The organism is Cupriavidus taiwanensis, assembly GCF_900250115.1.
In the GTDB taxonomy this organism is placed as follows: domain Bacteria; phylum Pseudomonadota; class Gammaproteobacteria; order Burkholderiales; family Burkholderiaceae; genus Cupriavidus; species Cupriavidus taiwanensis_B.
Window position 1 is genome coordinate 2,330,637 of the sequence record NZ_LT984803.1, and the last position, 23,543, is coordinate 2,354,179.

The 23,543-nt window shown below is 68.5% G+C and carries 20 protein-coding genes and 1 pseudogene; 14 read left to right on the top strand and 7 right to left on the bottom strand.

What is annotated here, in order from left to right; all coding sequences use genetic code 11:
- The first annotated feature begins 270 nt into the window (after nt 1-270).
- The 7 genes from CBM2586_RS11000 to CBM2586_RS11030 all read left to right on the top strand — a co-directional run bounded on the left by CBM2586_RS11000 (nt 271) and on the right by CBM2586_RS11030 (nt 9,013).
- On the top strand, nt 271-1,254 hold the full coding sequence (locus tag CBM2586_RS11000) for a malate dehydrogenase (RefSeq protein ID WP_115687503.1): 984 nt from the start codon (nt 271-273) through the stop codon (nt 1,252-1,254).
- Between the two features lie 128 nt (nt 1,255-1,382).
- On the top strand, nt 1,383-2,363 hold the full coding sequence (locus CBM2586_RS11005) for an HpcH/HpaI aldolase/citrate lyase family protein (RefSeq protein ID WP_115661626.1): 981 nt from the start codon (nt 1,383-1,385) through the stop codon (nt 2,361-2,363).
- Nucleotides 2,364-2,413: 50 nt separating this feature from the next.
- Nucleotides 2,414-3,607, top strand: coding sequence for a bifunctional 2-methylcitrate synthase/citrate synthase (gene prpC, locus CBM2586_RS11010; protein ID WP_115687505.1), 1,194 nt, complete (start codon nt 2,414-2,416; stop codon nt 3,605-3,607).
- 161 nt (nt 3,608-3,768) lie between these two features.
- Nucleotides 3,769-4,350, top strand: a complete 582-nt coding sequence (locus tag CBM2586_RS11015) for a hypothetical protein (RefSeq protein ID WP_115661624.1) — start codon at nt 3,769-3,771, stop codon at nt 4,348-4,350.
- Nucleotides 4,351-4,626: 276 nt separating this feature from the next.
- Nucleotides 4,627-7,332 (top strand): aconitate hydratase AcnA, encoded by a 2,706-nt coding sequence (acnA, locus tag CBM2586_RS11020; RefSeq protein ID WP_115661623.1) that lies wholly within the window; start codon nt 4,627-4,629, stop codon nt 7,330-7,332.
- Between the two features lie 215 nt (nt 7,333-7,547).
- Nucleotides 7,548-7,703, top strand: a complete 156-nt coding sequence (locus CBM2586_RS11025; RefSeq protein WP_172583247.1) for a hypothetical protein — start codon at nt 7,548-7,550, stop codon at nt 7,701-7,703.
- Between the two features lie 107 nt (nt 7,704-7,810).
- Nucleotides 7,811-9,013, top strand: a complete 1,203-nt coding sequence (locus CBM2586_RS11030; RefSeq protein ID WP_115687507.1) for a DUF2863 family protein — start codon at nt 7,811-7,813, stop codon at nt 9,011-9,013.
- A gap of 61 nt (nt 9,014-9,074) precedes the next feature.
- Here the strand turns inward: CBM2586_RS11030 and trmB are convergent, their stop codons facing one another.
- Nucleotides 9,075-9,752 carry a tRNA (guanine(46)-N(7))-methyltransferase TrmB gene (gene trmB, locus CBM2586_RS11035; protein WP_172587069.1) on the bottom strand — a complete coding sequence of 226 codons (678 nt, stop codon included), beginning with the start codon at nt 9,750-9,752 and terminating at the stop codon, nt 9,075-9,077.
- A gap of 126 nt (nt 9,753-9,878) precedes the next feature.
- On the opposite strand from trmB, the gene CBM2586_RS11040 reads away from it, so the two are divergent.
- Nucleotides 9,879-11,510, top strand: a complete 1,632-nt coding sequence (locus CBM2586_RS11040; RefSeq protein ID WP_115687509.1) for an ABC transporter substrate-binding protein — start codon at nt 9,879-9,881, stop codon at nt 11,508-11,510.
- A 242-nt stretch (nt 11,511-11,752) separates the two neighbouring features.
- On the opposite strand, the gene CBM2586_RS11045 is transcribed toward CBM2586_RS11040, so the two are convergent.
- The 6 genes from CBM2586_RS11045 to CBM2586_RS11070 form a co-directional block, all read right to left on the bottom strand.
- Nucleotides 11,753-12,625 (bottom strand): spermidine synthase, encoded by an 873-nt coding sequence (locus tag CBM2586_RS11045; protein ID WP_115687511.1) that lies wholly within the window; start codon nt 12,623-12,625, stop codon nt 11,753-11,755.
- 57 nt (nt 12,626-12,682) lie between these two features.
- Nucleotides 12,683-13,435, bottom strand: a complete 753-nt coding sequence (locus CBM2586_RS11050; RefSeq protein WP_115687513.1) for a hypothetical protein — start codon at nt 13,433-13,435, stop codon at nt 12,683-12,685.
- Nucleotides 13,436-13,648: 213 nt separating this feature from the next.
- Nucleotides 13,649-14,086 (bottom strand): universal stress protein, encoded by a 438-nt coding sequence (locus CBM2586_RS11055; protein WP_115687515.1) that lies wholly within the window; start codon nt 14,084-14,086, stop codon nt 13,649-13,651.
- Nucleotides 14,087-14,321: 235 nt separating this feature from the next.
- Nucleotides 14,322-14,825, bottom strand: coding sequence for a DNA-deoxyinosine glycosylase (locus CBM2586_RS11060; protein WP_115687517.1), 504 nt, complete (start codon nt 14,823-14,825; stop codon nt 14,322-14,324).
- 199 nt (nt 14,826-15,024) lie between these two features.
- Nucleotides 15,025-16,926: a molecular chaperone HtpG gene (gene htpG, locus CBM2586_RS11065; protein WP_115661615.1), complete on the bottom strand. Its 1,902-nt coding sequence runs from the start codon at nt 16,924-16,926 to the stop codon at nt 15,025-15,027.
- Nucleotides 16,927-17,044: 118 nt separating this feature from the next.
- Nucleotides 17,045-18,595: a PLP-dependent aminotransferase family protein gene (locus CBM2586_RS11070; RefSeq protein ID WP_115661614.1), complete on the bottom strand. Its 1,551-nt coding sequence runs from the start codon at nt 18,593-18,595 to the stop codon at nt 17,045-17,047.
- Nucleotides 18,596-18,679: 84 nt separating this feature from the next.
- On the opposite strand from CBM2586_RS11070, the gene CBM2586_RS11075 reads away from it, so the two are divergent.
- The 6 genes and pseudogenes from CBM2586_RS11075 to CBM2586_RS11100 all read left to right on the top strand — a co-directional run bounded on the left by CBM2586_RS11075 (nt 18,680) and on the right by CBM2586_RS11100 (nt 23,540).
- Nucleotides 18,680-19,357: a VOC family protein gene (locus CBM2586_RS11075; protein ID WP_115687519.1), complete on the top strand. Its 678-nt coding sequence runs from the start codon at nt 18,680-18,682 to the stop codon at nt 19,355-19,357.
- A gap of 30 nt (nt 19,358-19,387) precedes the next feature.
- Nucleotides 19,388-20,101: an alanyl-tRNA editing protein gene (locus CBM2586_RS11080; protein WP_115661612.1), complete on the top strand. Its 714-nt coding sequence runs from the start codon at nt 19,388-19,390 to the stop codon at nt 20,099-20,101.
- Nucleotides 20,098-20,760, top strand: coding sequence for a LysE family translocator (locus CBM2586_RS11085; RefSeq protein WP_115661611.1), 663 nt, complete (start codon nt 20,098-20,100; stop codon nt 20,758-20,760). The genes CBM2586_RS11080 and CBM2586_RS11085 overlap by 4 nt, the downstream gene beginning before the upstream one ends.
- 39 nt (nt 20,761-20,799) lie before the next feature.
- Nucleotides 20,800-21,803 (top strand): annotated as a pseudogene (locus CBM2586_RS11090) (DMT family transporter).
- Between the two features lie 11 nt (nt 21,804-21,814).
- Nucleotides 21,815-22,282 (top strand): RidA family protein, encoded by a 468-nt coding sequence (locus tag CBM2586_RS11095; protein WP_115661609.1) that lies wholly within the window; start codon nt 21,815-21,817, stop codon nt 22,280-22,282.
- A 73-nt stretch (nt 22,283-22,355) separates the two neighbouring features.
- A complete protein-coding gene (locus CBM2586_RS11100; protein WP_115687521.1) occupies nt 22,356-23,540 on the top strand; it encodes a PLP-dependent aminotransferase family protein in 1,185 nt (394 codons plus the stop codon).
- Nucleotides 23,541-23,543 lie beyond the last annotated feature (3 nt).

Here is a 23,543-nt window from a genome sequence, read left to right on the forward strand (position 1 = left end):
AGGCCCGCCCGTGCCGCCCGAAGGCGGAAATGTACCGCGCCCGCGGCGGCACGGTCTGGAAATGGCGCCTCGCTTCGCAGTAGACTAACGCTTCGTTGCATCACCATGACCCGTTGTGGCTCTCCCCCACCGGCCCCGCCACCTGGCTCCGGCGGACGGCCGCTCCCCGCTGTGGCGACAACCAGCACCCGGTGACACATCGCGCGCCTCTGCCTGGCGCCGGCGCGCCACCAACCGGCATTCCCCCTTCTATCGTTTGGAGATTTACTCATGGCTAAAGCCCCAATGCGCGTCGCAGTGACCGGCGCCGCTGGCCAGATCGGCTATTCCCTGCTGTTCCGCATCGCCAATGGCGACATGCTGGGCAAAGACCAGCCGGTCATCCTCCAACTGCTCGACCTGCCCCAGGCCCAGGCGGCCGTCAAGGGCGTGGTGATGGAACTGGAAGACTGCGCCTTCCCGCTGCTGGCCGGCGTGGTGATCACCGATGACCCGAAGGTCGCGTTCAAGGACGCCGACGTCGCCCTGCTGGTGGGCGCCCGTCCGCGCAGCAAGGGCATGGAGCGCAAGGACCTGCTCGAAGCCAACGCCCAGATCTTCACGGTGCAGGGCAAGGCACTGGACGAAGTCGCCAGCCGCAATGTCAAGGTGCTGGTGGTCGGCAACCCGGCCAACACCAACGCCTACATCGCCATGAAGTCGGCACCGAACCTGCCGCGCGAAAACTTCACCGCCATGCTGCGCCTGGACCACAACCGCGCGCTGTCGCAGATCGCCGCCAAGACCGGCAAGCCGGTGTCGTCGATCGAGAGGATGTTCGTGTGGGGCAACCACAGCCCGACCATGTACGCCGACTACCGCTACGCCACCGTCGACGGCCAGAGCGTCAAGGACATGATCAACGACCCGGTGTGGAACAACGACGTGTTCCTGCCGACCGTCGGCAAGCGCGGCGCCGCCATCATCGAGGCCCGTGGCCTGTCGTCGGCCGCTTCGGCTGCCAACGCCGCCATCGACCATGTGCATGACTGGGTGCTGGGCACCAACGGCAAGGTCGTCACCATGGGCATCCCGTCGAACGGCGAATACGGCATCCCGGCCGACACCATGTTCGGCTACCCCGTGACGTGCGCCAACGGCAAGTACGAAATCGTCAAGGGCCTGGAGATCGACGCCTACAGCCAGGAAAAGATCAACATCACCCTGAACGAACTGGAAGAAGAAAAGGCCGGCGTGCAGCATCTGCTGGGCTGATCTTCCGAACGCTCGAAAAAAGGACCGGGGTTCCGCAACGATTCAAGAATCGGCGCGGACCCCGGTTTTTTCATAGGCAGCGGCCAGGCGCCCTGCCTTGTCCGCCAACTTCAACTTCCCGAATCCACGTGCATCCTTCCGAGGTCTTGTTCCAGGGCGAAGCCATCCCGGTCCAGTTGCCGGTGTGTGACCATTACGCGGGCAGCGAAAAGCTGATGCGCAAATCGCTGGCACTGCAACAAGAGCTTGGCCCCGTCTTCGACATCACCTTCGACTGCGAGGACGGCGCCGCCGTGGGCCACGAGCGCGAGCACGCCGAGCTGTGCGCGCAACTGGTCAACGGCCCGCTCAATGCCCACAACCGCGTGGGCGTGCGTATCCATGACCCGGCCCACCCCAGCTGGCGCCAGGACGTCGACATGCTGGTGCGCGCCGCCGGGACGCGGCTGGCCTATGTGGTGGTGCCCAAGGTCACCGACGTGGTCGAGGTCGCGCGCGTGACCGACCAAGTCAACCAGGTCGCGCGCAGCGCCGGCATTGCCCGCCATATCCCGATCCATGTGTTGATCGAAACCCATGCCGCGCTGGAGCAGGTCTTCGATATCGCCGCGCTGGTGCAGGTGGAATGCCTGAGCTTCGGCCTGATGGACTTCGTCTCGGCCCACCATGGGGCGATTCCCGGCGAGGCGATGCGCTCGCCGCAGCAGTTCGAGCATCCGCTGGTGCGCCGCGCCATGCTGGAAATCTCGGCCGCCTGCCACCGCCACGGCAAGGTGCCGTCACACAACGTCAGCACCGACGTGCAGGCGCCGCAGCGCGCCGGCGACGATGCGCTGCGCGCGCGCTGCGAATTCGGCTACCTGCGCAAGTGGAGCATCCATCCCGGCCAGATCGCGCCGATCGTGGCGGCGTTCCGCCCCGGCGCGGAAGAAATCGGCGCGGCCAGCCAGATCCTGCTGGCCGCGCACGAGAACAACTGGGCGCCGATCCGCCATGAAGGGCAGCTGCACGACCGCGCCAGCTACCGCTATTACTGGTCGCTGCTGCAGCGCGCGCAGGCCACCGGCACGCCGCTGCCGGCCAACGTCGAGGCGCTGTTCTTCGGCTGAAGCCGATACCAATACCAGGAACCATCCGGGCAGCGCCCGAGGAGACAAGGATGTCCGCTTTGAAGTCCGCACCCGCCGTCGTCCCCGAGGCCCCTGGCGGCGAACCTGCCGCGCCGCGGGTCAAGAAATCCGTCGCGCTGTCCGGCGTGACCGCCGGCAATACCGCGCTGTGCACCGTCGGCCGTACCGGCAACGACCTGCACTACCGCGGCTATGACATCCTCGATATCGCCGAGACCTGCGAGTTCGAAGAAATCGCCCACCTGCTGGTGCACGGCAAGCTGCCGACCAAGTCCGAGCTGGCCGCCTACAAGGCCAGGTTGAAGTCGCTGCGCGGCCTGCCCGCCAACGTCAAGGCGGCGCTGGAATGGGTGCCCGCCAGCGCCCACCCGATGGACGTGATGCGCACCGGCGTGTCGGTGCTCGGCACCGTGCTGCCCGAGAAGGAAGACCACAACACCCCGGGCGCACGCGACATCGCCGACCGGCTGATGGCCAGCCTGGGCTCGATGCTGCTGTACTGGTACCACTACAGCCACAACGGCAAGCGTATCGAGGTGGAAACCGACGATGACTCGATCGGCGGCCACTTCCTGCACCTGCTGCACGGCGAGAAGCCATCGGCGCTGTGGGAAAGCGCCATGAACACGTCGCTCAACCTGTACGCCGAGCACGAGTTCAACGCCTCGACCTTTACCGCCCGCGTGATCGCCGGCACCGGCTCGGACATGTACTCGTCGATCGCCGGCGCGATCGGCGCGCTGCGCGGCCCCAAGCATGGCGGCGCCAACGAAGTCGCCTTTGAAATCCAGAAGCGCTACGACAACGCGGACGAGGCCCAGGCCGACATCACCCGCCGCGTCGAGAACAAGGAAGTCGTGATCGGCTTCGGCCACCCGGTGTACACCATCAGCGACCCGCGCAACCAGGTGATCAAGGAAGTGGCGAAGAAGCTGTCGAAGGATGCCGGCTCGATGAAGATGTTCGACATCGCCGAGCGCCTGGAGACGGTCATGTGGGACATCAAGAAGATGTTCCCGAACCTGGACTGGTTCAGCGCGGTCAGCTACCACATGATGGGCGTGCCCACCGCGATGTTCACGCCGCTGTTCGTGATCGCGCGCACCTCGGGCTGGGCCGCGCACATCATCGAGCAGCGCATCGACAACAAGATCATCCGCCCCAGCGCCAACTACACCGGGCCGGAGAACCTGAAGTTCGTGCCGATCGGCAAGCGCAAGTGAAGCCGGCCCAACAGCGGCGCCGATTATGTAACCAAAGCCCAGAGCACTACGCCGCCCCCGCCAAATCGTAGAGAATAGCGGCGGCAATGATCCCAACGCCGCCTGCCTGCCGGCGGCACATGACCATAAATCGATTTCAGTATCCGAAAGGCACTCACAAAATGAAACATCTTGTCCTTGCCGCCTGCATCGGCGCCTTCAGCCTGACCACCGCCACCGCCGTGATGGCGCAGGAGCCGGCCAAGAAGACCACCACCCAGAAGAAGTCGTCGACCAAGAAGAAGGCCGCCGCCGGCGCGGCCGCCGCGGCCGGCACCGCCGCAGCGGTGGCACCGAGCGGCGAGAAGTGGCAGTGCGAGCTGGGCAACAGCCTGTATATCGCCGGCGACATGCTGCGCGACGAGATCCTGACCGTGCACTGGCAAGGCCGCGACTACAAGCTGCCGCGCCAGCCCACCGTGACCGGCGCCGACCGCTACTACGACGCCCGCACTGGCCTGGACCTGGTGGTGATCCCGAGCAAGGCCATGCTGTTCAACAAGAACCTGGGCCAGCGCCTTGCCGACGACTGCCAGAGCGCCGCCATGCAGGCCGGCGCCGCGGCCCCGACCCAGGCCGGCGGCCTGCGCGCCCCGGCGACCACGCCGCTGCTGGTCACGCCTCCGGGCGGCCCGACCCAGGTCCCGGGCGGCCCGCTGCTGCAGACCGAAGGCGGCCAGCAGCCCGCCGCGCCCAAGCAGTAAGTCCTTGACGGGGGCGCTGGCGGCCGCAGTGGTGGCCGCCAGCGCCCTTTTTGCCTTGCCGGGCAGGTTTTTCCCGGCCGGGCAGGCGGTTGCGCCGGGGGTGGTTTGACCGGCTGCTTGCCGCGCCGGGTGGCGGCGACGCCGCGCGGCGGTTACAGTATGCAGTTGCAGTGCGCTGCCGGCCTCGGACCGCGGTCATCACCGCGGCAGCGCATCGGGGTCCCGAGTCAGGTCCGAGCCAAATGCATCGCATCACCCTTCGATCGGAGTACGGCAATGCCCCACAACCTCAAGAACACGCTAAAAGAATTCAGCATCGGCTCTTCCGGCAAGGGCCAGTATTACTCCCTGCCCCAGCTGGGCGAGGCACTGGACCTGGACATCGGCCGCCTGCCGGTGTCGATCCGCGTGGTGCTGGAATCGGTGCTGCGCAACTGCGACGGCAAGAAGGTCACCGAGGAACACGTCCGCCAGCTGGCCAGCTGGAAGCCCAACGCCGAGCGCGTCGACGAGATCCCGTTCGTGGTGGCGCGCGTGGTCTTGCAGGATTTCACCGGGGTGCCGCTGCTGGCCGACCTGGCGGCGATGCGCAACGTCGCCGAGAAGATGGGCAAGAACCCCAAGCAGATCGAGCCGCTGGTTCCGGTCGACCTGGTGGTCGACCACTCGGTGCAGATCGACCACTTCCGCGAGAAGAAGGCGCTGGACCTGAACATGCAGCTGGAATTCCAGCGCAACAACGAGCGCTACCAGTTCATGAAGTGGGGCATGCAGGCCTTCGACACCTTCGGCGTGGTGCAGCCGGGCTTCGGCATCGTGCACCAGGTCAACCTGGAATACCTGGCGCGCGGCGTGCACCGGAAGGACGGGGTCTACTACCCTGACACGCTGGTCGGCACCGATTCGCACACCACCATGATCAACGGCATCGGCGTGGTCGGCTGGGGCGTCGGCGGCATCGAGGCCGAGGCCGGCATGCTGGGCCAGCCGGTGTACTTCCTGACGCCGGACGTGGTCGGCGTGGAACTCAAGGGCCGCCTGCGCGAAGGCGTGACCGCCACCGACCTGGTGCTGACCATCACCGAGATGCTGCGCAAGGAGAAGGTGGTGGGCAAGTTCGTCGAGTTCTTCGGCGAAGGCACCGCCAGCCTGGCCCTGCCCGACCGCGCCACCATCGGCAACATGGCGCCCGAGTACGGCGCCACCATGGGCTTCTTCCCGGTGGACGAGAAGACCATCGAATACTTCCGCGGCACCGGCCGCACCGACGAGGAAATCGCCGCGTTCGAGGGCTATTTCCGCGCGCAGGACATGTTCGGCATCCCGGGGGCCGGCGAAATCGACTACAGCAAGGTGGTGACGCTGGACCTGGGCACCGTGGCGCCGTCGCTGGCGGGGCCGAAGCGCCCGCAGGACCGCATCGAGATCGGCAACGTCAAGAGCACCTTTGCCTCGCTGTTCAGCAAGCCGGTGGCCGAGAACGGCTTCAACAAGGACGCCGCCGAGCTGGGCCGCAGCTACAGCACCGCCGACGGCATCGAAGTGCGCAACGGCGACGTGCTGATCGCCGCCATCACCTCCTGCACCAACACCTCCAACCCCAGCGTGCTGCTCGGCGCCGGCCTGCTGGCCAAGAAGGCGGTCGAAGCCGGCCTGAGCGTGGCGCCGCATATCAAGACTTCGCTGGCGCCGGGCAGCCGCGTGGTCACCGAATACCTGAAGGCCGCGGGCCTGCTGCCCTACCTGGAAAAGCTCGGTTTCGGCGTGACCGCCTATGGCTGCACCACCTGCATCGGCAATGCCGGCGACCTGTCGCCCGAACTGAACGACGCCATCACCAGCAACGACCTGGTCGCGGCCGCGGTGCTGTCGGGCAATCGCAATTTCGAGGCTCGCATCCACCCCAACATCCGCGCCAACTTCCTGGCCTCGCCGCCGCTGGTGGTGGCCTACGCCATCGCCGGCAACGTCACGCGCGACCTGATGACCGAGCCGGTCGGCAAGGGCAAGGACGGCCGCGACATCTGGCTGGGCGACATCTGGCCGAGCTCGGACGAGATCCACGCACTGATGAAGTACGCGATGGATGCCAAGACCTTCAAGGGCAACTACGAAGAGGTCAAGAAGCCGAGCAAGCTGTGGGGCGCGATCCAGGGCACCAAGGGCCAGGTCTACGACTGGCCCCGCTCCACCTATATCGCCGAGCCGCCGTTCTTCCAGGACTTCAGCATGGAGCCGTCGGCGGCCTCGGCGAGCGTGCGCGGCGCGCGCGCGCTGGGCATCTTCGGCGATTCGGTGACCACCGATCACATCTCGCCGGCCGGCTCGATCAAGGACACCTCGCCGGCGGGCAAGTACCTGCTGTCGCATGGCGTGCTCAAGGCCGACTTCAACAGCTACGGCTCGCGCCGCGGCAACCATGAGGTGATGATGCGCGGCACCTTCGCCAACGTGCGCATCAAGAACCTGATGATCCCGCCGACGGCGGACGGGGCGCGCGTGGAAGGCGGCATCACCATCCACCAGCCCACCGGCGAGCAGATGTCGATCTATGACGCGGCGATGAAGTATGTCGCCGAGGGCACGCCCACGGTGGTGTTCGGCGGCGAAGAGTACGGCACCGGCTCGTCGCGCGACTGGGCCGCCAAGGGCACGCAGCTGCTGGGCGTGAAGGCCGTGATCGCGCGCAGCTTCGAGCGCATCCACCGCTCCAACCTGGTCGGAATGGGCGTGCTGCCGCTGCAGTTCAAGGGCGCCGACAGCGCCCAGACGCTCGGCATCACCGGCAACGAGACCTTCGACATCGAAGGCATCGAGGGCGACCTGAAGCCGCAGCAGGACGTGGTGCTGGTGATCAAGCGCGCCAACGGCGACGTGCAGCGCGTGCCGGTGCTGCTGCGCATCGATACGCCGATCGAGGTCGACTACTACAACCACGGCGGCATCCTGCCATTCGTGCTGCGCCAGCTGCTGGCCGCCTGAGCGCCATCCGCGCCATCGACGCCGCCTGCCTGCCCTGTTCCAGGGGCATGGCAAGCGGCGTTTTTTTATTGGCGCCTGCGCCCCGGGCATCACCTGCAGCGTCGCGCGGCGCGTGTAAGTTTGGCGCAAGCCATGGCTGCCAAACTGTGTCGCACAAGAACGCGGTCGAACCACCGCAAGCCGGACCCCGGCATCACCCAGAACCAGGAGACACCATGGTCAAGATCCTCATCGCATTCATCGTGGTCGCCGGCGCGGCCCTCTACCTGCTGACCAAAGGCGGCAGCGACGTTTCCATTTCCGGCGAGTCGCACAGCGTCGAGAGCCATGCGCCCGCGGCCCCCGCGGCGTCGGCCCCGGCCGCGAAATAATCGCTCGCAGGCAGCAGCGTCCACGTCGAGCGGACGCATATAGCGGTCTCCCTGTCAACGCAACGAGTAGAATACCGTTTTACGCAAAAAACGGACGGTTTCTTTCTATGGCAGGTTTTCGCCCCAAGGCTTCCCCGCGACTCTCTCCCGACGCCGAGCGTCTGGTGGCCGATGCGCTCGCCCTCGACGCATCGGGCAGCCGCATGGAGGACGGATACTGGGAGCGGCGGCTGTCGCAGCGCCTTGGCCGCCTGCTGAAGAACGGTAGCCAGACCGCGCTCGATGCGGCGCTGGAGCATCTGTTCAAGCACAATGCCGACGCCTCCGACGTGCTCGCCGAGCAGGCCGAGACGCTCGCCGAATCGGCCTCGATCGAGGTCGACGGCCAGCACTATGACGCACTGCTGATCGCCGCGCCGATCCTGGCGCACACCCGCTACGCCATCCCGTCCGGCGCGCTCAAGCCGGAACTGGCGCAGACGCTGGCTGTGCATCTGCAGGCACACGTGCTCGCCACCGGCACCAAGGTGTCGCTGTCGCCCTACCTGTACAGCATCGACCAGTTGCCGCGCACCCACAGCGACACCTTCGCGCTGACGCACAAGCTGGCCGCGGCGGCGCTGGCCGGCGCGGTGCCCAAGGTCGACCTGCGCGACCTGCCCGAGACCGCGCCGATCCTGGCCGACCCGCGCTACCTGCTGGCGGTGGTGGTGGCGCCGCGCGAACAGGCGCTGTTCCGCTGGCAGGAAGACGCCAAGGATCACCACGCCGAGCGCTCGACCTGCCTGGAACAATGGCGCAGCCAGGTGCAGCCGTCGGTGGCGCTGCTGCTGCCGGGCTGCGAGTTCGAGCTGCTGCTGCCGGACGCGTTCTTCCTGTCGTGCCGCGAGTCCGACAAGAGCATCCGCCCGCTGACCGTGCGCGCCGCCGTCAACTACCTGTGCGGCACGCTGGACATCTCCGCCGGGCAGCTGGCCGCGGTGGTGGCTGCCTTCGGCGAGGAAGTGGTCGAGGAATACCGCGTCGGCTTCACCATGCGCGGCGAGAAGGATGTGATCTACGGCATCGTCTGGCCGGTCTACGGCCGCGAAGCCGGCGAGATCGACGCCGACGAGAAAGGCAACCCGCTCGAGCAGATCTGCGAGGAACTGCGCAATGCCGGGGTCGAGGACATCTTCCGCCACGCCGCGCTGTTCGATCCGGAATACTGCGAAGACTGCGGCACGCCGCTGTACGCGGACCGCAATGGCGAGATCGTGCACGCCGAGCTGCCCGAAGACGCGCCCACGCAGCAGCCGCTGTTCCACTGAGGCGTGCTGGCCGCGCCAGACGACGAAACGGCCCGCGCTGCGGGCCGTTCTCTTTGGGCGTTCAGCCGGGCCGGCGCGCGCTGACGCAGCGCCACAAGCCGTGGCCCGAGGCCGCGTACTTGCGCTCGAACGGCGTCATCGGCTGCGCCGGCGCCCAGGCCTCGACCCGCGCCGGCCGTCCCGCCAGTTCCAGCGCCTGCGCGAATTCGTCGATATAGACGCGCCAGTTGCTGCGGCACTCGAGGTAGTCGCCGCACGCCGCCAGCGCCGGGAACACCGCGTGCCCCTGCCAGCGCCGCCCCAGGTGGCCGATCTTGGGCCACGGATTGGGGTACAGCACGTATTGGCGCGCCACCGGCACCGCATCCGCCTGCAGCAGCCGCCAGACATCGACCAGGTCGGCGCGGGCCCAGCAGAAGTTGGCCGGCATCGGCGCATCGCCCCACCAGTCCTTGCCGGCGCCGAGGCGCTTTTCGGACTGGTCGACGCCGATGACGAAATGGTCGGGGAACCGCGTGGCCAGGCGCAGCGTGCTTTCGCCGACGCCGCAGCCGGCGTCGAGGATCAGCGGCGCGCCGCCGGCCTGCTGCCAGCGCTGCAGCGCCGCGCCCAGTTCGCGCCGGCTGGGTTCGCCGACGGGCTTGCGGAACGGCTCGGCCAGATGGCGCGCGACGCGCGCGGCGAGGTGCTGATGAACCTCGGACTGCGCCGAGACGATGGTGCGGGAATTGGCGAACATGGACGCTATTTTACCGGGCAGCCCCGCCGGCAAGGCTGCAACCATGCCACTTTAGCGGCACAATGCGGGACAAACCCGTCCGAGAACCCGTCCGCGCCGGCGCGGACCCGTACCAGGAGCCTGCCGATGACTATGATCCACGCCTTGCCGCCGCCACGTCCGTCGCGCCGCCCGGCCCGCCGCGCGGTGCTCCGTGCCGTCGCGGCGCTCGTCTTCGGCAGCGCCGCCTTCGCCCTGCTGCCGGCCGGCGCCGCGCATGCCGAAGACCTGCGCATCGGGCTGGCGGCCGACGTCACGTCGATGGATCCGCACTGGAACAATGCCGGCCCCAACAACGCCATCGCCCTGCATGTGTTCGAATCGCTGGTGTTCATGGACAAGAACGCCCGCTACATCCCCGGCCTGGCGCTGTCGTGGAAGCCGGTCAACGCCATCACCTGGGAAATCAAGCTGCGCCCCAACGTGAAGTGGCACGACGGCTCGCCCTTTACCAGCGAAGACGTCAAGGCCTCGCTGGAGCGACCGGAGAGGCTGGTCAACAGCCCGGGCTCGTTCACCAGCTACACCAAGCCGATCGCCCGCATCGACACGCCCGACCCGCTCACCGTGCGCCTGACCATGAGCGTGCCCAACTACGCCAACCTGGCCAACGACCTGAACAGCGTGCCGATCATGCCGAAGAAGATCGCCGCCACGCTGAGCCAGACCGAGTTCGATTCGGGCAAGGCCATGATCGGCACCGGCCCGTTCAGGTTCGTGCGCTTTGCGCGCGGCCAGGAAATCGTGATGGCGCGCAATCCCGACTACTGGGGCCCCAAGCCCGAGTGGGACCGCGCGGTGTTCCGCATCATCACCGACAACGGCGCGCGCAGCGCCGCGCTGCTGGCTGGGGATGTCGACGTAATCGAGAGCGTGCCGTCGGCCGATGTCGCCAAGCTCAGGCAGAACCCGAAATACAAGATCGAACAGCAGGTCTCGTGGCGCACGGTGTTCTGGCAGATGGACCAGTCGCGCGATAACCCGCCCTTTGTCACCGACAAGGCCGGCAAGCCGCTGGGCAAGAATCCCTTCAAGGATGCGCGCGTGCGCGCCGCGGTCAGCAAGGCGCTGAACCGCGACGCCATCGTCAGCCGCATCATGGAAGGCCTGGCGGTGCCGGCGTCGTCGATCGTGTCGCCGCAGATCTTCGGGCATCCCGGCACCAAACCCGAAGCCTATGACCCGGAAGGCGCGAAGAAGCTGCTGGCCGAGGCGGGCTACCCCGACGGGTTCGGCCTGACGCTGCACGCGACCAACAACCGCTACCTGAACGACGCCGCGGTGGCACAGGCCACCGCCAGCATGCTGACCCGCATCGGCATCCAGACCAGGGTGGAAACCATGCCGGTGGCCGCCTACTTCACGCGCGCGCGCCAGGGCGAGTTTGCCTTCCAGATGCTGGGCTGGGGCTCGGCCGCGGCCGACGTGGCCCTGCGCTCGATCACCGGCACGCCCAACCCGAAGACCGGCTACGGCACCTGGAACTGGGGCAAGTACAGCAACCCGCAGCTGGACCAGCTGATCGAGAAGTCGCTGACCACGGTCAGCAGCGACAAGGCGCGCGAGGAAAACGCCCGCGCCGCGGCAAAATTCGCGCTGGCCGATCACGCAATCATTCCGTCGCACAGCCAGCTGGCGATGTGGGCGATGAAGAAAGGGCTGAAGTACGAGGCGCGCACCGACGAGTGGTCGCTGGCGCAGTTCTTCCACAAGGAGTGAGGACGTCCGCCTGCTGGCGGTTTGCTCCCGTCTCCCGCTTGCGGGAGAGGGGCCGGGGGTGAGGGCAGGAATGTCAAAGGCTGACTCCGTGGGTTTAATCCGTTGGCCTGGCTTGTTGTGATGCCTTGCTAGACCACCCCTCACCCCAACCTTCTCCCCTGAGGGGAGAGGGAGAACACCTTGCTTAGGCGAGTTCGGGCGGCTTGAGCGCACCCAACCGCTCTCCCCTTTTGCGTTTTCGCTCAGATCCTCAACCGCTCTTCCTGCCGCGCATTGGCCGCGCGCAGTTTCTGCACCCAGTCCCGCGCCGGCAAGCCGGTGGTGTCCTCGACCACGTCGGCGCGCGCTTCCAGCACCTGCCACGACACATCGATTTCCGGCCCGTTGAAGGCCAGCGCGATGATGTTGCCGTCATGCACTTCCGGGAACACCAGCACGCGGTTGTCGAAGGCATCGCAGATGCGCTCGATGTTCTTCGGAAAGCTGTCGTGGTCGCCGAACAGGTTGATCGTCATCACCCCGGGCACCCTCAGCGTGCGGCGGCAGGCGCGGTAGAACGCGGTGGTGTCCAGCACCGGGCCGCGCGCGGTGGCGTCGTACAGGTCGACCTGCAGCACGTCGATGGCGCCGGCGTGGGCGCCGTCCATGACGTAGTCCCAGGCGTCCTGCTCGCGCACGGTCAGGCGCGCGTCGTCCTCGCGCAGGCCGAACATGCTGCGCCCCGCGACGATCACGGCGGGGTTCAGCTCGACCGCGGTCACGCGCGCACGGCTGAACTGGCGATGGCAGAACTTGGTCAGCGCCGCGGCGCCCAGGCCCAGCTGCACCACATGGAATTCATCGACCGACGGCGACAGGAACAGCAGCCAGGCCATCATCTGCTGCGCGTACTCCAGCTCGATCGCGTCCGGCTTGCGCAGCCGCATCGCGCCCTGCACCCACTCGGTGCCGAAATGCAGGTAGCGCACCCCTTCCATTTCCGAGAACGTCACCGGCGCGAAGCGCGGCGTCATGCGTTTTTCTTCACGGGCCGGCGCCTCGCCTCGGGTGCGGGTGCCGCGTGCCGGACGGCGCGAGGCCACGGCTTCAATCGATTTGCGTTTCAGTAGGGTCATGTCGTCGAGAAAGGCGTTCGCCGCGCGCGCCAGCCGGCGGCGCCAACGAACGCGGATTTACTTGCCCAGCGCCGCCTGCGCCCGCTGCAGCCAGGCGCGGTTGTGGTCGCGCGCGTGGCGCGGCCAGTGGCGCGCGTCGTGGACGATATCGGCATAGAGCTGCTGTGCGCGCTCGCCGTCGGCCGGGTCGGGCTGGGCCGCCAGCCAGTCGGCGAACAGGCAGCGCGGCGCGGCGTCGCTGGCGCTGGTCAGCGCCTGCTCGAAGGCGGCGCGCGTGCCGGCCGCGCCGGTGGTGGCCAGCGCTTGCGCGTACAGCAGGGCCGGCTCCGGTTGCTGGCGCGCGTGCGGATGGGCCGCGAACAGCTTCTCCAGCGTCGCCAGCGCGCCGGGCGCATCGCTGGTGGCGAACTGCGCCTGCGCCAGGCCCTGCAGCAGCGCGGGATCGGTCGCGAACGGGCCGTTGGCGGCCGCCTGGTAGTGCTGCAGCGCCTCGCCCGGCTCGCCGGCGGCCAGCAGCGCCGCGCCCAGGCGCATGCGGTGCGCCACCGTCGGGGCACGATCGAAATCCGAGCGGGCCTCGCGCACGGCGCGGTTGGGATCGACCAGCTGCGTGAGGGCGCGCGTCGCCGCGCGCGCCCCGCGCGACTGGCGCAGCTCGGGCAGGTAGATCGCAAAGAAATAGACCACGCTGCCCAGGCCGGGGAACAGGAACAGGATCAGCAGCCAGTACATGTTCTGGTGCGTGCGCACCGCGTGCACGGCAAAGAACAGTGCGACGATGATATGGATGCTGATGCCGAAGATACGCATAGGGAGATCACCTTTGAAGCCATGGCGGGCGCGCCAGCCGCCGGCATTGTGACAGAAAGACGTGGCGGCGGGCCCGGCACCGGGGCGGACAGGGCCGCGCACAGGCCGTCAGGATGCCAGAAGCGCCTGACCACGGCAAAAATGCGGCCCCGGCAGCGCCGGTGTCGCAACCGGTGCCCGCCGGGGCCCTGCTGGATTGCCGCGGTGGCAGTGCTAGCGATAGACCAGCACCGGAATCTTGCTGTGCGTCAGCACCTTCAGCGTCTCGCTGCCGATCAGCATGCCCTGGATGCCGCGCCGCCCGTGCGACGCCATCACGATCAGGTCGCAGCCCTTGTCCTCGGCGGTCTTGATGATGGCTTCGTAGGGGTGGTCGTTGACGGCGTAGGCGGTTTCGCACGGCACGCCCGCCGCGCTGGCTTCCTCCGCGCGCTCGCGCAGGTACTGCGAGGCGCCCGCCGCGGCTTCCTTGACGTAGGTTTCGCGGGTGTCCTCCAGCATCTCGACCTGGTAAGTCAGCACGTGGTAGTTCGGACAGACGCGCACCGCGGTGGTACGCGCCCCCATGTCCCGCGCCAGCGTCAGCGCCTTGCGGAACGCCGCTTCAGACAGGTCGGAGCCATCGACCGCCAGCAGGAGATGCTTGAACATGATTGCCTCCTTGCCTGCATAGTTGCCGGCTCAGGCACTCACTCACTTCCCGATGCATTCGCGCCATGCGTCAGAAAGTGCGAGCCCGCAAGGCGCACAAGGAGCGGCCGATACTCCCGGTCTGGAATCATGGGCCTGCCCGATTCCAGTATAGGTGCGCGATGGCCCACGGCAATCCGGAAGGCGTCACTTCCGGGCAGGAGGATTCGATACATCCAAGCGGTCGCCAGCGGCTTCAGGCCAGCAGGGCGCGCCACAGCGCCAGCTTCTGCTCGAAGCTGCGCGCGGCATGCGCCGGGCTGGACGATGGCAGCACCACGGTCTCGTAGCCCTGCGCGGCAAACTGGGGCGCAAAGCGGCCGGAGGTGCCGCCGTTGAAGCCGATGCGCCGCAGCGCCGGCGCCAGTGCGCGCAGGCGCGTGAAATCGTTGGCCTGGGGATAGCGGATATTGCTGTCCAGGCTGCCTTCGCGCCGGCACGCGCCCAGCACGTCCCACACGCCGATGCGATGCGCCAGCAGCCGCACCAGCCGTTCGGCATAGGGCAGCTCCGGCAGTGGCTCGCCGGTCAGCGCGCCCAGCAGCGGCCAGAACTGGTTGCGCGGGTGGGCGTAATACTGGCGCGCCGACAGCGACGCGGCTCCGGGAAAGCTGCCGAGCACCAGCACGCGGGTGTGGGCATCGATGACGGGGGGCAGGCCCTGGTGCAGATCGGGTCGAGGCGGTGAGGTGTCGGGCATGGCAAGAACGCAGGCCGAACAAAACTGCGCTTGTGGTCTCCCCTGTCCCATTTACGGAAGAGGGTCGAAGGAAAGGGCCGGCGTCTGCGCGGCGTGCAGCGTCACGCTGCTTGCCATGCGCCTGCCCTCTCCCCCGGCCCCTCTCCCGCAAGCGGGAGAGGGGCGCAAACCAGCGGTGTGCAAGGTCGAACCGCAGCCTTCAGGCCAGCAGCTTGTTGACGCGCTGCACGTAGGCCGCCGGATCTTCCAGCATGCCGCCTTCGGCCAGCAGCGCCTGGTCGAACAGCACCTGCAGGCGGTCGCTGAAGGCGTCGCCTTCCGGAAGATCGCGCAGCTTCCGGACCAGCGCGTGCTCCGGGTTCAGTTCCAGGATCGGCTGGGCGTCGGGCGCCTTCTGGCCGGCCTGCTTGAGCAGGCGCTGCAGGTAGCCGCTCATGTCGCCCTCGTCCGAGACCAGGCACGATGCCGATTCGGTCAGGCGCAGCGTCACGCGCACGTCCTTGGCCTTGCCGGCCAGCACGGTCTTGGCGCGCTCGACCACGTCCTTCCACTCGGCCTCGGCCTTCTCCTGCTCGGCCTTCTCGGCCTCGTCGGCCAGCTTGCCCAGGTCGAGGTCGCCGCGCGCCACCGACACCAGCTCCTTGCCGTCGAACTCGCGCAGGAACGACAGCATCCACTCGTCGACGCGGTCGGTCAGCAGCAGCACCTCGATGCCCTTCTTGCGGAACACTTCCAGGTGCGGGCTGTTCTTGCCTGCGGACCAGGTATCGGCCGTGACGTAGTAGATCTTGTCCTGGCCTTCCTTCATGCGGCCGACATAGGCGGCCAGCGACACGTTTTGCTCGGCGGTGTCGTTGTGGGTCGACGCGAAGCGCAGCAATTTGGCCACACGCTCCTGGTTGGCCTGATCCTCGCCGGCGCCTTCCTTCAGCGCCTGGCCGAACTGCTGCCAGAAGGTGTCGTACTTGGCGCGCTCGGCTTCCTCCTCGCTGTCGGCCAGCGCTTCGAGCATCGACAGCACGCGCTTGGTGCAGCCCTCGCGGATCGCCTTGACGTCGCGGCTTTCCTGCAGCAATTCGCGCGACACGTTCAGCGGCAGGTCGGCGGAATCGACCACGCCCTTGACCCAGCGCAGGTAGCCCGGCAGCAGCTGCTCGGCGTCGTCCATGATGAAGACGCGCTTGACGTACAGCTTGAGCCCGGCCTTGTGGTTACGGTCCCACAGGTCGAACGGCGCGCGCGCCGGGATGTACAGCAGCTGGGTGTATTCGCTGCGGCCTTCGACGCGGTTGTGGGTCCACGCCAGCGGCGCCTCGTTGTCGTGGGCGATGTGCTGGTAGAAGGCGGTGTACTGCTCGTCGGTGATGTCGGACTTGGCGCGGGTCCACAGCGCGCTGGCCTGGTTCACGCTTTCCCACTCGTCGGTGCGCTTGTAGCTGCTGGCCTCGGCGTCCCACACTTCCTTGGGCATGCGGATCGGCAGCGAGATATGGTCCGAGTATTTCTGGATGATGCTCTTCAGGCGCCAGGCCGAGAGGAAATCGTCCTCGCCCTCGCGCAGGTGCAGCGTGATGGTGGTGCCGCGCTCGGCGCGCGCGATCGCGTCGACGCTGAACTCGCCGTCGCCGGTGCTTTCCCAGCGCACCGCTTCCTCGGCGCCCAGGCCGGCGCGGCGCGTTTCCACGGTGACCTTGTCGGCGACGATGAAGGCCGAATAGAAGCCCACGCCGAACTGGCCGATCAGCGCGGCGTCCTTCTGCTGGTCGCCGGACAGCTGCTGGAAGAATTCCTTCGTGCCCGAGCGCGCGATGGTGCCGAGATTGCGGATGGCCTCGTCGCGGCTCATGCCGATGCCGTTGTCGGTGATCTTCAGCGTGCGCGCCTGCGCATCGGCCTCGATGCGGATCGCCAGGTCGGCGTCGTTCTCGAGCAGGGACGGATTCGCGATCGCCTCGAAGCGCAGCTTGTCAGTGGCGTCGGAAGCATTCGAAACCAGCTCGCGCAGGAAGATTTCCTTGTTGCTGTACAGCGAGTGGATCATCAGGTGCAGCAGCTGCTTCACTTCCGCCTGGAAGCTCATCGTCTCGTGCGGTGCGGTCATGGTTCTCCTCTTGGAAACGGGCGAATCTGGATGGGTTGGGTGGCCGCCAGGGCCGTGCCGGCAAAAATAGGGACGCCCGGGCCATTTTCAAGACCCCGGGGCGCAGCGGCCGCCCTGGCTACAGGCGTTCGAGCTGCCGCGCCAGGAAGCGCAGCATGTCGGGGTCGCCGCTGCTGGCAACGTTGAAGCGCATCCAGCCGGACGGCATCTGCGACGGCGAAAACAGGCTGCCGGGGGCGAACAGATAGCCTTCTTCATGGCCGGCGGTGGTAATGGCGTTGGAATCGCGGCCGGTGTCGGCCCACAGGTACATGCCGGCATGCTGGCCGGGGAACAGGCGCAGGCCCAGCCGCTCCAGCGCGCGCCGGGTGTCGTCGCGGGCGCGGTCAAGGCGGGTGCGCACGCGCTCGACGTGCTTGCGGTAATGCCCTTCGGTCAGCACCTTGTACAGCACCCGCTCATTGATCTCGGGCGTTGCCAGCCCGGCCAGCAGCTTGCTGTCGGTCAGCGCCGCGGCGGTCTCCGGGTGCGCCGCGACAAAGCCGACGCGCAGGTTGGCCGCCAGCGTCTTGGAGAAGCTGCCGAGGTAGATCACCCGGCGCAGCTGGTCCAGGCTGGCCAGCCGGGTGGCGGCGTGGCCGGGCGGACACAGGTCGCAGTAGATGTCGTCCTCGACGATCAGGAAGTCGTACTGCTCGGCCATGCGCAGCAACTGGAACGCCTTGGCCGCCGACAGCGAGGTGCCGGTCGGGTTGTGCAGCACCGAGTTGATCACGAACAGCTTCGGGCGGCGCGCCTGCACGATGCGCTCCAGCGCCTCCAGGTCCGGCCCTTCGCCGGTGTAGGGCACGCCGATCACCTGCGCGCCCTGCGCGGCAAAGCGGCCGAACATCACGAACCACGCCGGGTCGCCCACCAGCACCGCGTCGCCGGGCTGCAAGTAAAGCCGGGCGATCAGGTCGAGCGCCTGGGTGATGCCCGAGGTCAGCACGATCTGCTCGGCGCCGGCGCGGATCTCCAGCTCTTCCAGCCGGGTGCGCAGCTGCTGGCGCAGCGGCAGGAAGCCCTGCGGCGTGCCGCTGGCGAGGAAGTGGTTGCCGGGCTGGCGGCCCAGCCCCCGCAGCGCGCTGGCGATCAGCTCGCCGTCGAGCCAGTCGTTGGGCAGGAAGCCCAGCCCCGGCGCCTTGTGCGCCTCGGCGGTATGGAACATGCTGCGCAGCAGCCAGGTCACGTCGATCTTGCGCGCCGCCGGCGCGTCGCGCGAGACCGGCGCCGCCGGCGCGGCCGGGGCCCGCTCGCGCACGTAGAAGCCCGAGCCCCGGCGCGAGTCCAGGTAGCCCAGCGCCACCAGGCGCTCGTAGGCCTCGACCACGGTGAAGCGCGAAATGCCCTTCTCCTGCGCCAGCTGCCGGATCGACGGCATGCGCATGCCGGCGCGGAAGACGCGCTCGTCGATGCGCATGCGCGCCCATTCGGTCAGCTGCTCGACCAGCGTCATCTGCGCCGACGGTACCGGGTCGGGCAGCCGTGCCGTGGACGGCAACACCAGTTGCAGCGTGCGCGCCGGCGCGGCGCCGGCATCGGCTGGTGCGCCGCCTCGGCTATCCTTCTGGCGGGCCCCGGCGGCGCTGTCGCCGCCGGCGTCGCCCTTGCTGGTATGGGCATCCATGTGCTGCTCCTGCAACTGTACTGAAGACGATCCGCTCAACTGTACCGGTACTGTACCGAGTACCTTGTCTACCATCAAGCCAAGATGAAGCTAGCCCTCGATCACCTCGTTGTTGCCGCCCCCGACCTCGACACCGGCACCGACTACGTTGCCGGCGCCCTGGGCCTTGCGCCCCGGGGCGGCGGCGCGCATGCGGCCATGGGCACGCACAACCGCGTGCTGGGCCTGTTCGGCGGCATCTACCTGGAAGTGATCGCGATCGATCCGGCCGCGCCCGCGCCGGCGCGGCCGCGCTGGTTCGGCCTGGACACCGAAGCGGTGCGGCAGCGCCTGCGCGACGGCCCGTTCCTGCTGCACTGGGCCGCGCGCGTGGACCGGCCCGCCGACCTGAGCCGCTGGCAGGCGCAGTATCCCGAACGCATCGCCCCGGTCATCCCCATGAGCCGCGGCAGCCTGCACTGGCGCATCACCGTACCGGCCGACGGCAGCCTGCCGGCCTGGCCCGGCGAAGCCGGCAGCGCCGGCGACGGCGCGCTGCCCAGCCTGATCCAGTGGGACGTGGCCGCTTCCCCCGCCGCCAGCCTGCCGCGCCAGGACCTGGCGCTGCGCCGGCTGCGCGCGCGCCATCCGCGCGCCGAGCTGCTGCGGCAGGGGCTGGCCTGGCTCGGCGCCGACCACCTGCTCGCGGTGGAGCAGGACGACGGCCCGCCCGAGCTGAGTGCCGAGATCGAAACCGCTCAGGGCCTCCGCATCCTGCGCTAGCCATCCCATAACAAGCCCAAGGAGCCGCCGATGTCCGCCACCCGCAAGCGTTTCGACGAAGACCCGTACCTCGACCACTGCGCCGCCACCGTGGTGGCCGCCAGCGCCGAAGGGATCGAGCTAGACGAGACCGTGTGCTACGCGCGCAGCGGCGGCCAGGCCGGCGACACCGCCACGCTGACGCTGGCCGACGGGCGCACCGTGGCCATCGCCGACACGGTCTACGCCGACGACCGCCGCCGCATCCTGCACCTCCCGGCCGCCGAGGCGCCGCTGCCGCGCGTCGGCGAGCGCGTCACCGTGGCCATCGACTGGGACCGCCGCCACCGGCTGATGCGCCTGCACACCTGCCTGCACCTGCTGGGCTCGCTGATCCCGGTGCCGGTGACCGGCTGCGGCATTTCGCCGGACAGCGCGCGCATCGACTTCGACCTGCCCGAAGCCACGCTCGACAAGGCCGACCTGAGCGAGCGCCTGAACGCGCTGATCCGCGCCAACACCGCGGTGCGCACCACCCTGATCACGCCGCAGGAACTGGCCGCGCAACCCGACCTGGTGCGCACCATCGGCGCCGCGCCGCCGGCGGGCACGGCCAGCATCCGCATCATCGAGATCCCCGGCGTCGACCGCCAGCCGTGCGGCGGCACGCACGTGGCCAACACCGGCGAGATCGGCGCGGTGGTGGTGACCAGGATCGAAAAGAAGAGCCGCACCAACCGGCGCGTGGCGGTGGCGTTCGCATGAGTACGTCCGCACTGCTCACGAACCTGCTCACCGGCCTGAGCGCGGCGCAGTTCGCGGCGCTGCTGACGCTGCTGACGGTCGGGCTGTTCACGCCGGGACCCAACACCACCATCGCCGCCGTGAGCGGAGCCAACTTCGGCCTGCGCGCCACGCTGCCGCACTGCGTCGGCGTCGCCTTCGGCTTTGCCAGCATCCTGGCGCTGTGCGCGCTGGGCGTGGGCGCGCTGGTGCTGGGCCAGCCGGCGCTGGCCGGCGCGGTACACGCGGCCGGCGTCGCCTACCTGCTGTGGCTGGCGTGGAAGATCGCGTGCAGCACGGCGCTGGCCGAAAAGCAGGTGCTGCGCCCGCTCAGTGTGTGGCAGTCGGCGGCGCTGCAGTACGCCAATATCAAGGCGTGGATGCTGGCACTGGCGGTGGCGGCGTCGTACCTGGCGGGCGCAGCCTCGCCGGTGCAGCGCGTGTTGCTGGTGTGCGGCGTGTTCGGCGTGCTGGGCTTCGTCAGCAACGGCGTCTATGGCGCGGTGGGCGCGTCGCTGCGGCAATGGCTGCAGCAGGGCCAGCGCGTGCGCTGGTTCAACCGCGCCATGGGCGCGGCGCTGGCGCTGACGGCGCTGTGGATTGCGCTCGGGGCCCGGCCCGGCGTGCCCGCGGCAGCCTGACCACGCGCTCGACATCCCCTGACGATACCGAGTCCAACCATGCCCGCCAGCCGCCCCGCTTCGCAAACGCCCGGCGCATCGACGACACCTCCGGCTCCCGCAGCGCCGGCCTCCGGCGGCATGCTGCTGGGCCTGACCGGGGTGGCGATCTTCAGCCAGACCCTGCCGTTCACGCGCATGGCGGTGGCCGAACTCGACCCGATCTTCGTCGCGCTGGCGCGGGCCGTGCTGGCCGCGCTGCTGGCGCTGGCGCTGCTGGCCTGGCGCGGCGCGCTGCGCGCCGGCCGGCGCCCGCGCGGCGGGCAATGGGCGCGGCTGGCCGTGACCGCGCTGGGCGTGGTGGCGGGCTTTCCGCTGTTTTCTTCGCTGGCCATGCGCGAGGTGCCGGCCAGCCACGGCGCCATCGTGATCGGCCTGCTGCCGCTGGCGACCGCGGTGTTCGCCGCGTGGTTCGGGCGCGAGCGGCCGTCGCCGGCGTTCTGGCTGTCGGCGCTGGCCGGCAGCGCGCTGGTGGTCGGCTTCGCCGTATGGCAGGGTGCCGGCGGCCTGCAGCATGCCGACTGGTTCCTGTTCGGCGCGGTGCTGCTGGGCGCGCTCGGCTATGCCGAGGGCGGCAAGCTGTCGCGCGAGCTGGGCGGGCTCGAAACCATCAGCTGGGCGCTGGTGGTATCGCTGCCGGTACTGGTGCCGGTGGTGGCATGGCTGACGCTGCGCGACCTGCCGGCGATCGCCGCGGCGTCGCCGCGGGCCTGGGGCGGCATGGCCTATGTTGCGGTGTTCTCGATGTTCGTCGGCTTCCTTTTCTGGTACGCCGGCCTGGCAAAAGGCGGCGTGGCCCGCGTCGGCCAGATACAATTGCTGCAGCCGTTCCTGACGCTGGCGGGCGGCGCGCTGATCCTGTCAGAGCCGCTCGACGCTGCCACCATCGGCTTCGCGGTGGCGGTGATTGCCGTCGTGGCCCTGGGCCGCCGCGCCGCCGTGCAGCAATCGGCACCCGCCCCGCCGCGAAACCCCCACCGATCCTTCCCGGACGCATTCACTGACTGGAGCCTACATGTCCCAAACCTCGGTCTACGATACCCTCGCCCGCCTCGGCATCGAACTGCCGGCCGTCAGCGCCCCCGCCGCCGCCTACGTGATGGCCGCGCAGACCGGCAACACCGTGTTCCTGTCCGGCCATATCGCGCGCAAGGACGGCAAGGTATGGAGCGGCAAGCTGGGCCAGGACATCGACACCGAAACCGGCAAGGCCGCCGCCCGCGCCGTCGCCATCGACCTGCTGGCGACGCTGCACGCGCATGTCGGCGACCTGAACCGCGTTACCCGCATCGTCAAGGTGATGAGCCTGGTCAATTCGACCACCGACTTCACCGAGCAGCACCTGGTCACCAACGGCGCCTCCGAGCTGCTGGCCGAGGTCTTCGGCGACAAGGGCAAGCACGCGCGCAGCGCGTTCGGCGTGGCGCAGGTGCCGCTGGGCGCCTGCGTCGAGATCGAGCTGATCGCCGAAGTGCAGGGCTGAATCCTTATCGTTGACCGAGCGGCCGGCCGTGGCCGCTCTCCCCAGAATTACCGCAGACCACTAGAGACACATCATGAAATGGGCCATTTCCCGCCGGGCGCAGCAACTCACCAGCTCGGCCATCCGCGAAATCCTGAAGGTAACCGAGCGTCCGGAAGTCATTTCGTTCGCCGGTGGCCTGCCGTCGCCGGCCTCGTTCCCGGTAGCGGCGATGGAAGCCGCGACGGCCCGCGTCTTCGCCGACAACCCGCAGGCGGCGCTGCAATACGCCGCCACCGAAGGCTACCTGCCGCTGCGCGAGTTCGTCGCCAAGCGCCATGACGTGGCAGTCGAGCGCGTGCTGATCACCACCGGCTCGCAGCAGGCGCTGGACCTGATCGCCAAGGTGATGATCGACCCGGGCAGCAAGGTGATGGTGGAAACCCCCAGCTACCTCGGCGCGCTGCAGGCGTTCTCGCTGTTCGAACCGGAATTCGTCTCGATCCCCAGCGACGACAAGGGCCTGCTGCCCGACGCGCTGACGCCCGAGCTGACCGCGGGCGCGCGCTTCCTGTACGCCCTGCCCAACTTCCAGAACCCGACCGGGCGCCGCCTGCCGCTCGAGCGCCGCCAGGCGCTGGTGGCGCGCGCGCAGGAACTGGGCGTGCTGCTGGTCGAGGACGATCCGTACGGCGCACTCAGCTACACCGGCGACCAGCTGCCCAGCCTGCTGTCGATGAACCCCGACGGCGTGATCTACATGGGCTCGTTCTCCAAGGTCCTGGCCCCCGGCATGCGCCTGGGCTATGTGATCGCCCCGCCCGAGCTGCATTTCAAGCTGTGCCAGGCCAAGCAGGCGTCTGACCTGCACACGCCCACCTTCACCCAGCGCGTGGCCTACGAGACCGTGCGCGACGGCCTGCTCGACACCCACATTCCCACCATCCGCGAGCTCTACGGCAAGCAGTGTCAGACCATGCTGGATGCGCTCAGGCGCCACATGCCCGAGGGCGTCAGCTGGAACACGCCCGAAGGCGGCATGTTCATCTGGATGGAGCTGCCCGAAGGCCTGGACAGCATGGCGATCCTGGAGGAAGCGGTGAAGCGCAACGTCGCCTACGTGCCGGGCGCGCCGTTCTACGCCAACAACCCGAAGCGCAACGCGCTGCGCCTGGCCTTTGTCACGGTGCCGGCGGAGCGCATCGAGCAGGGTGTGGCGATCCTCGGCGAGCTGTTCCGCGAAGCCATCGCCGCGGCGCGGCAGCCGCGCGCGGCCTGACGC

What these genes read in the sequence shown, in the direction of transcription:
- CBM2586_RS11100 (WP_115687521.1), top strand. Translation starts at nt 22,356, where the DNA reads ATGAAATGGGCCATTTCCCGCCGGGCGCAGCAACTCACCAGCTCGGCC.
- CBM2586_RS11045 (WP_115687511.1), bottom strand. Translation starts at nt 12,625, where the DNA reads ATGACCCTACTGAAACGCAAATCGATTGAAGCCGTGGCCTCGCGCCGT.
- CBM2586_RS11055 (WP_115687515.1), bottom strand. Translation starts at nt 14,086, where the DNA reads ATGTTCAAGCATCTCCTGCTGGCGGTCGATGGCTCCGACCTGTCTGAA.
- CBM2586_RS11040 (WP_115687509.1), top strand. Translation starts at nt 9,879, where the DNA reads ATGACTATGATCCACGCCTTGCCGCCGCCACGTCCGTCGCGCCGCCCG.
- prpC (WP_115687505.1), top strand. Translation starts at nt 2,414, where the DNA reads ATGTCCGCTTTGAAGTCCGCACCCGCCGTCGTCCCCGAGGCCCCTGGC.
- CBM2586_RS11070 (WP_115661614.1), bottom strand. Translation starts at nt 18,595, where the DNA reads ATGGATGCCCATACCAGCAAGGGCGACGCCGGCGGCGACAGCGCCGCC.
- acnA (WP_115661623.1), top strand. Translation starts at nt 4,627, where the DNA reads ATGCCCCACAACCTCAAGAACACGCTAAAAGAATTCAGCATCGGCTCT.
- CBM2586_RS11000 (WP_115687503.1), top strand. Translation starts at nt 271, where the DNA reads ATGGCTAAAGCCCCAATGCGCGTCGCAGTGACCGGCGCCGCTGGCCAG.
- CBM2586_RS11050 (WP_115687513.1), bottom strand. Translation starts at nt 13,435, where the DNA reads ATGCGTATCTTCGGCATCAGCATCCATATCATCGTCGCACTGTTCTTT.
- CBM2586_RS11075 (WP_115687519.1), top strand. Translation starts at nt 18,680, where the DNA reads ATGAAGCTAGCCCTCGATCACCTCGTTGTTGCCGCCCCCGACCTCGAC.
- CBM2586_RS11025 (WP_172583247.1), top strand. Translation starts at nt 7,548, where the DNA reads ATGGTCAAGATCCTCATCGCATTCATCGTGGTCGCCGGCGCGGCCCTC.
- CBM2586_RS11030 (WP_115687507.1), top strand. Translation starts at nt 7,811, where the DNA reads ATGGCAGGTTTTCGCCCCAAGGCTTCCCCGCGACTCTCTCCCGACGCC.
- CBM2586_RS11060 (WP_115687517.1), bottom strand. Translation starts at nt 14,825, where the DNA reads ATGCCCGACACCTCACCGCCTCGACCCGATCTGCACCAGGGCCTGCCC.
- CBM2586_RS11095 (WP_115661609.1), top strand. Translation starts at nt 21,815, where the DNA reads ATGTCCCAAACCTCGGTCTACGATACCCTCGCCCGCCTCGGCATCGAA.
- CBM2586_RS11015 (WP_115661624.1), top strand. Translation starts at nt 3,769, where the DNA reads ATGAAACATCTTGTCCTTGCCGCCTGCATCGGCGCCTTCAGCCTGACC.
- trmB (WP_172587069.1), bottom strand. Translation starts at nt 9,752, where the DNA reads ATGTTCGCCAATTCCCGCACCATCGTCTCGGCGCAGTCCGAGGTTCAT.
- CBM2586_RS11080 (WP_115661612.1), top strand. Translation starts at nt 19,388, where the DNA reads ATGTCCGCCACCCGCAAGCGTTTCGACGAAGACCCGTACCTCGACCAC.
- CBM2586_RS11085 (WP_115661611.1), top strand. Translation starts at nt 20,098, where the DNA reads ATGAGTACGTCCGCACTGCTCACGAACCTGCTCACCGGCCTGAGCGCG.
- htpG (WP_115661615.1), bottom strand. Translation starts at nt 16,926, where the DNA reads ATGACCGCACCGCACGAGACGATGAGCTTCCAGGCGGAAGTGAAGCAG.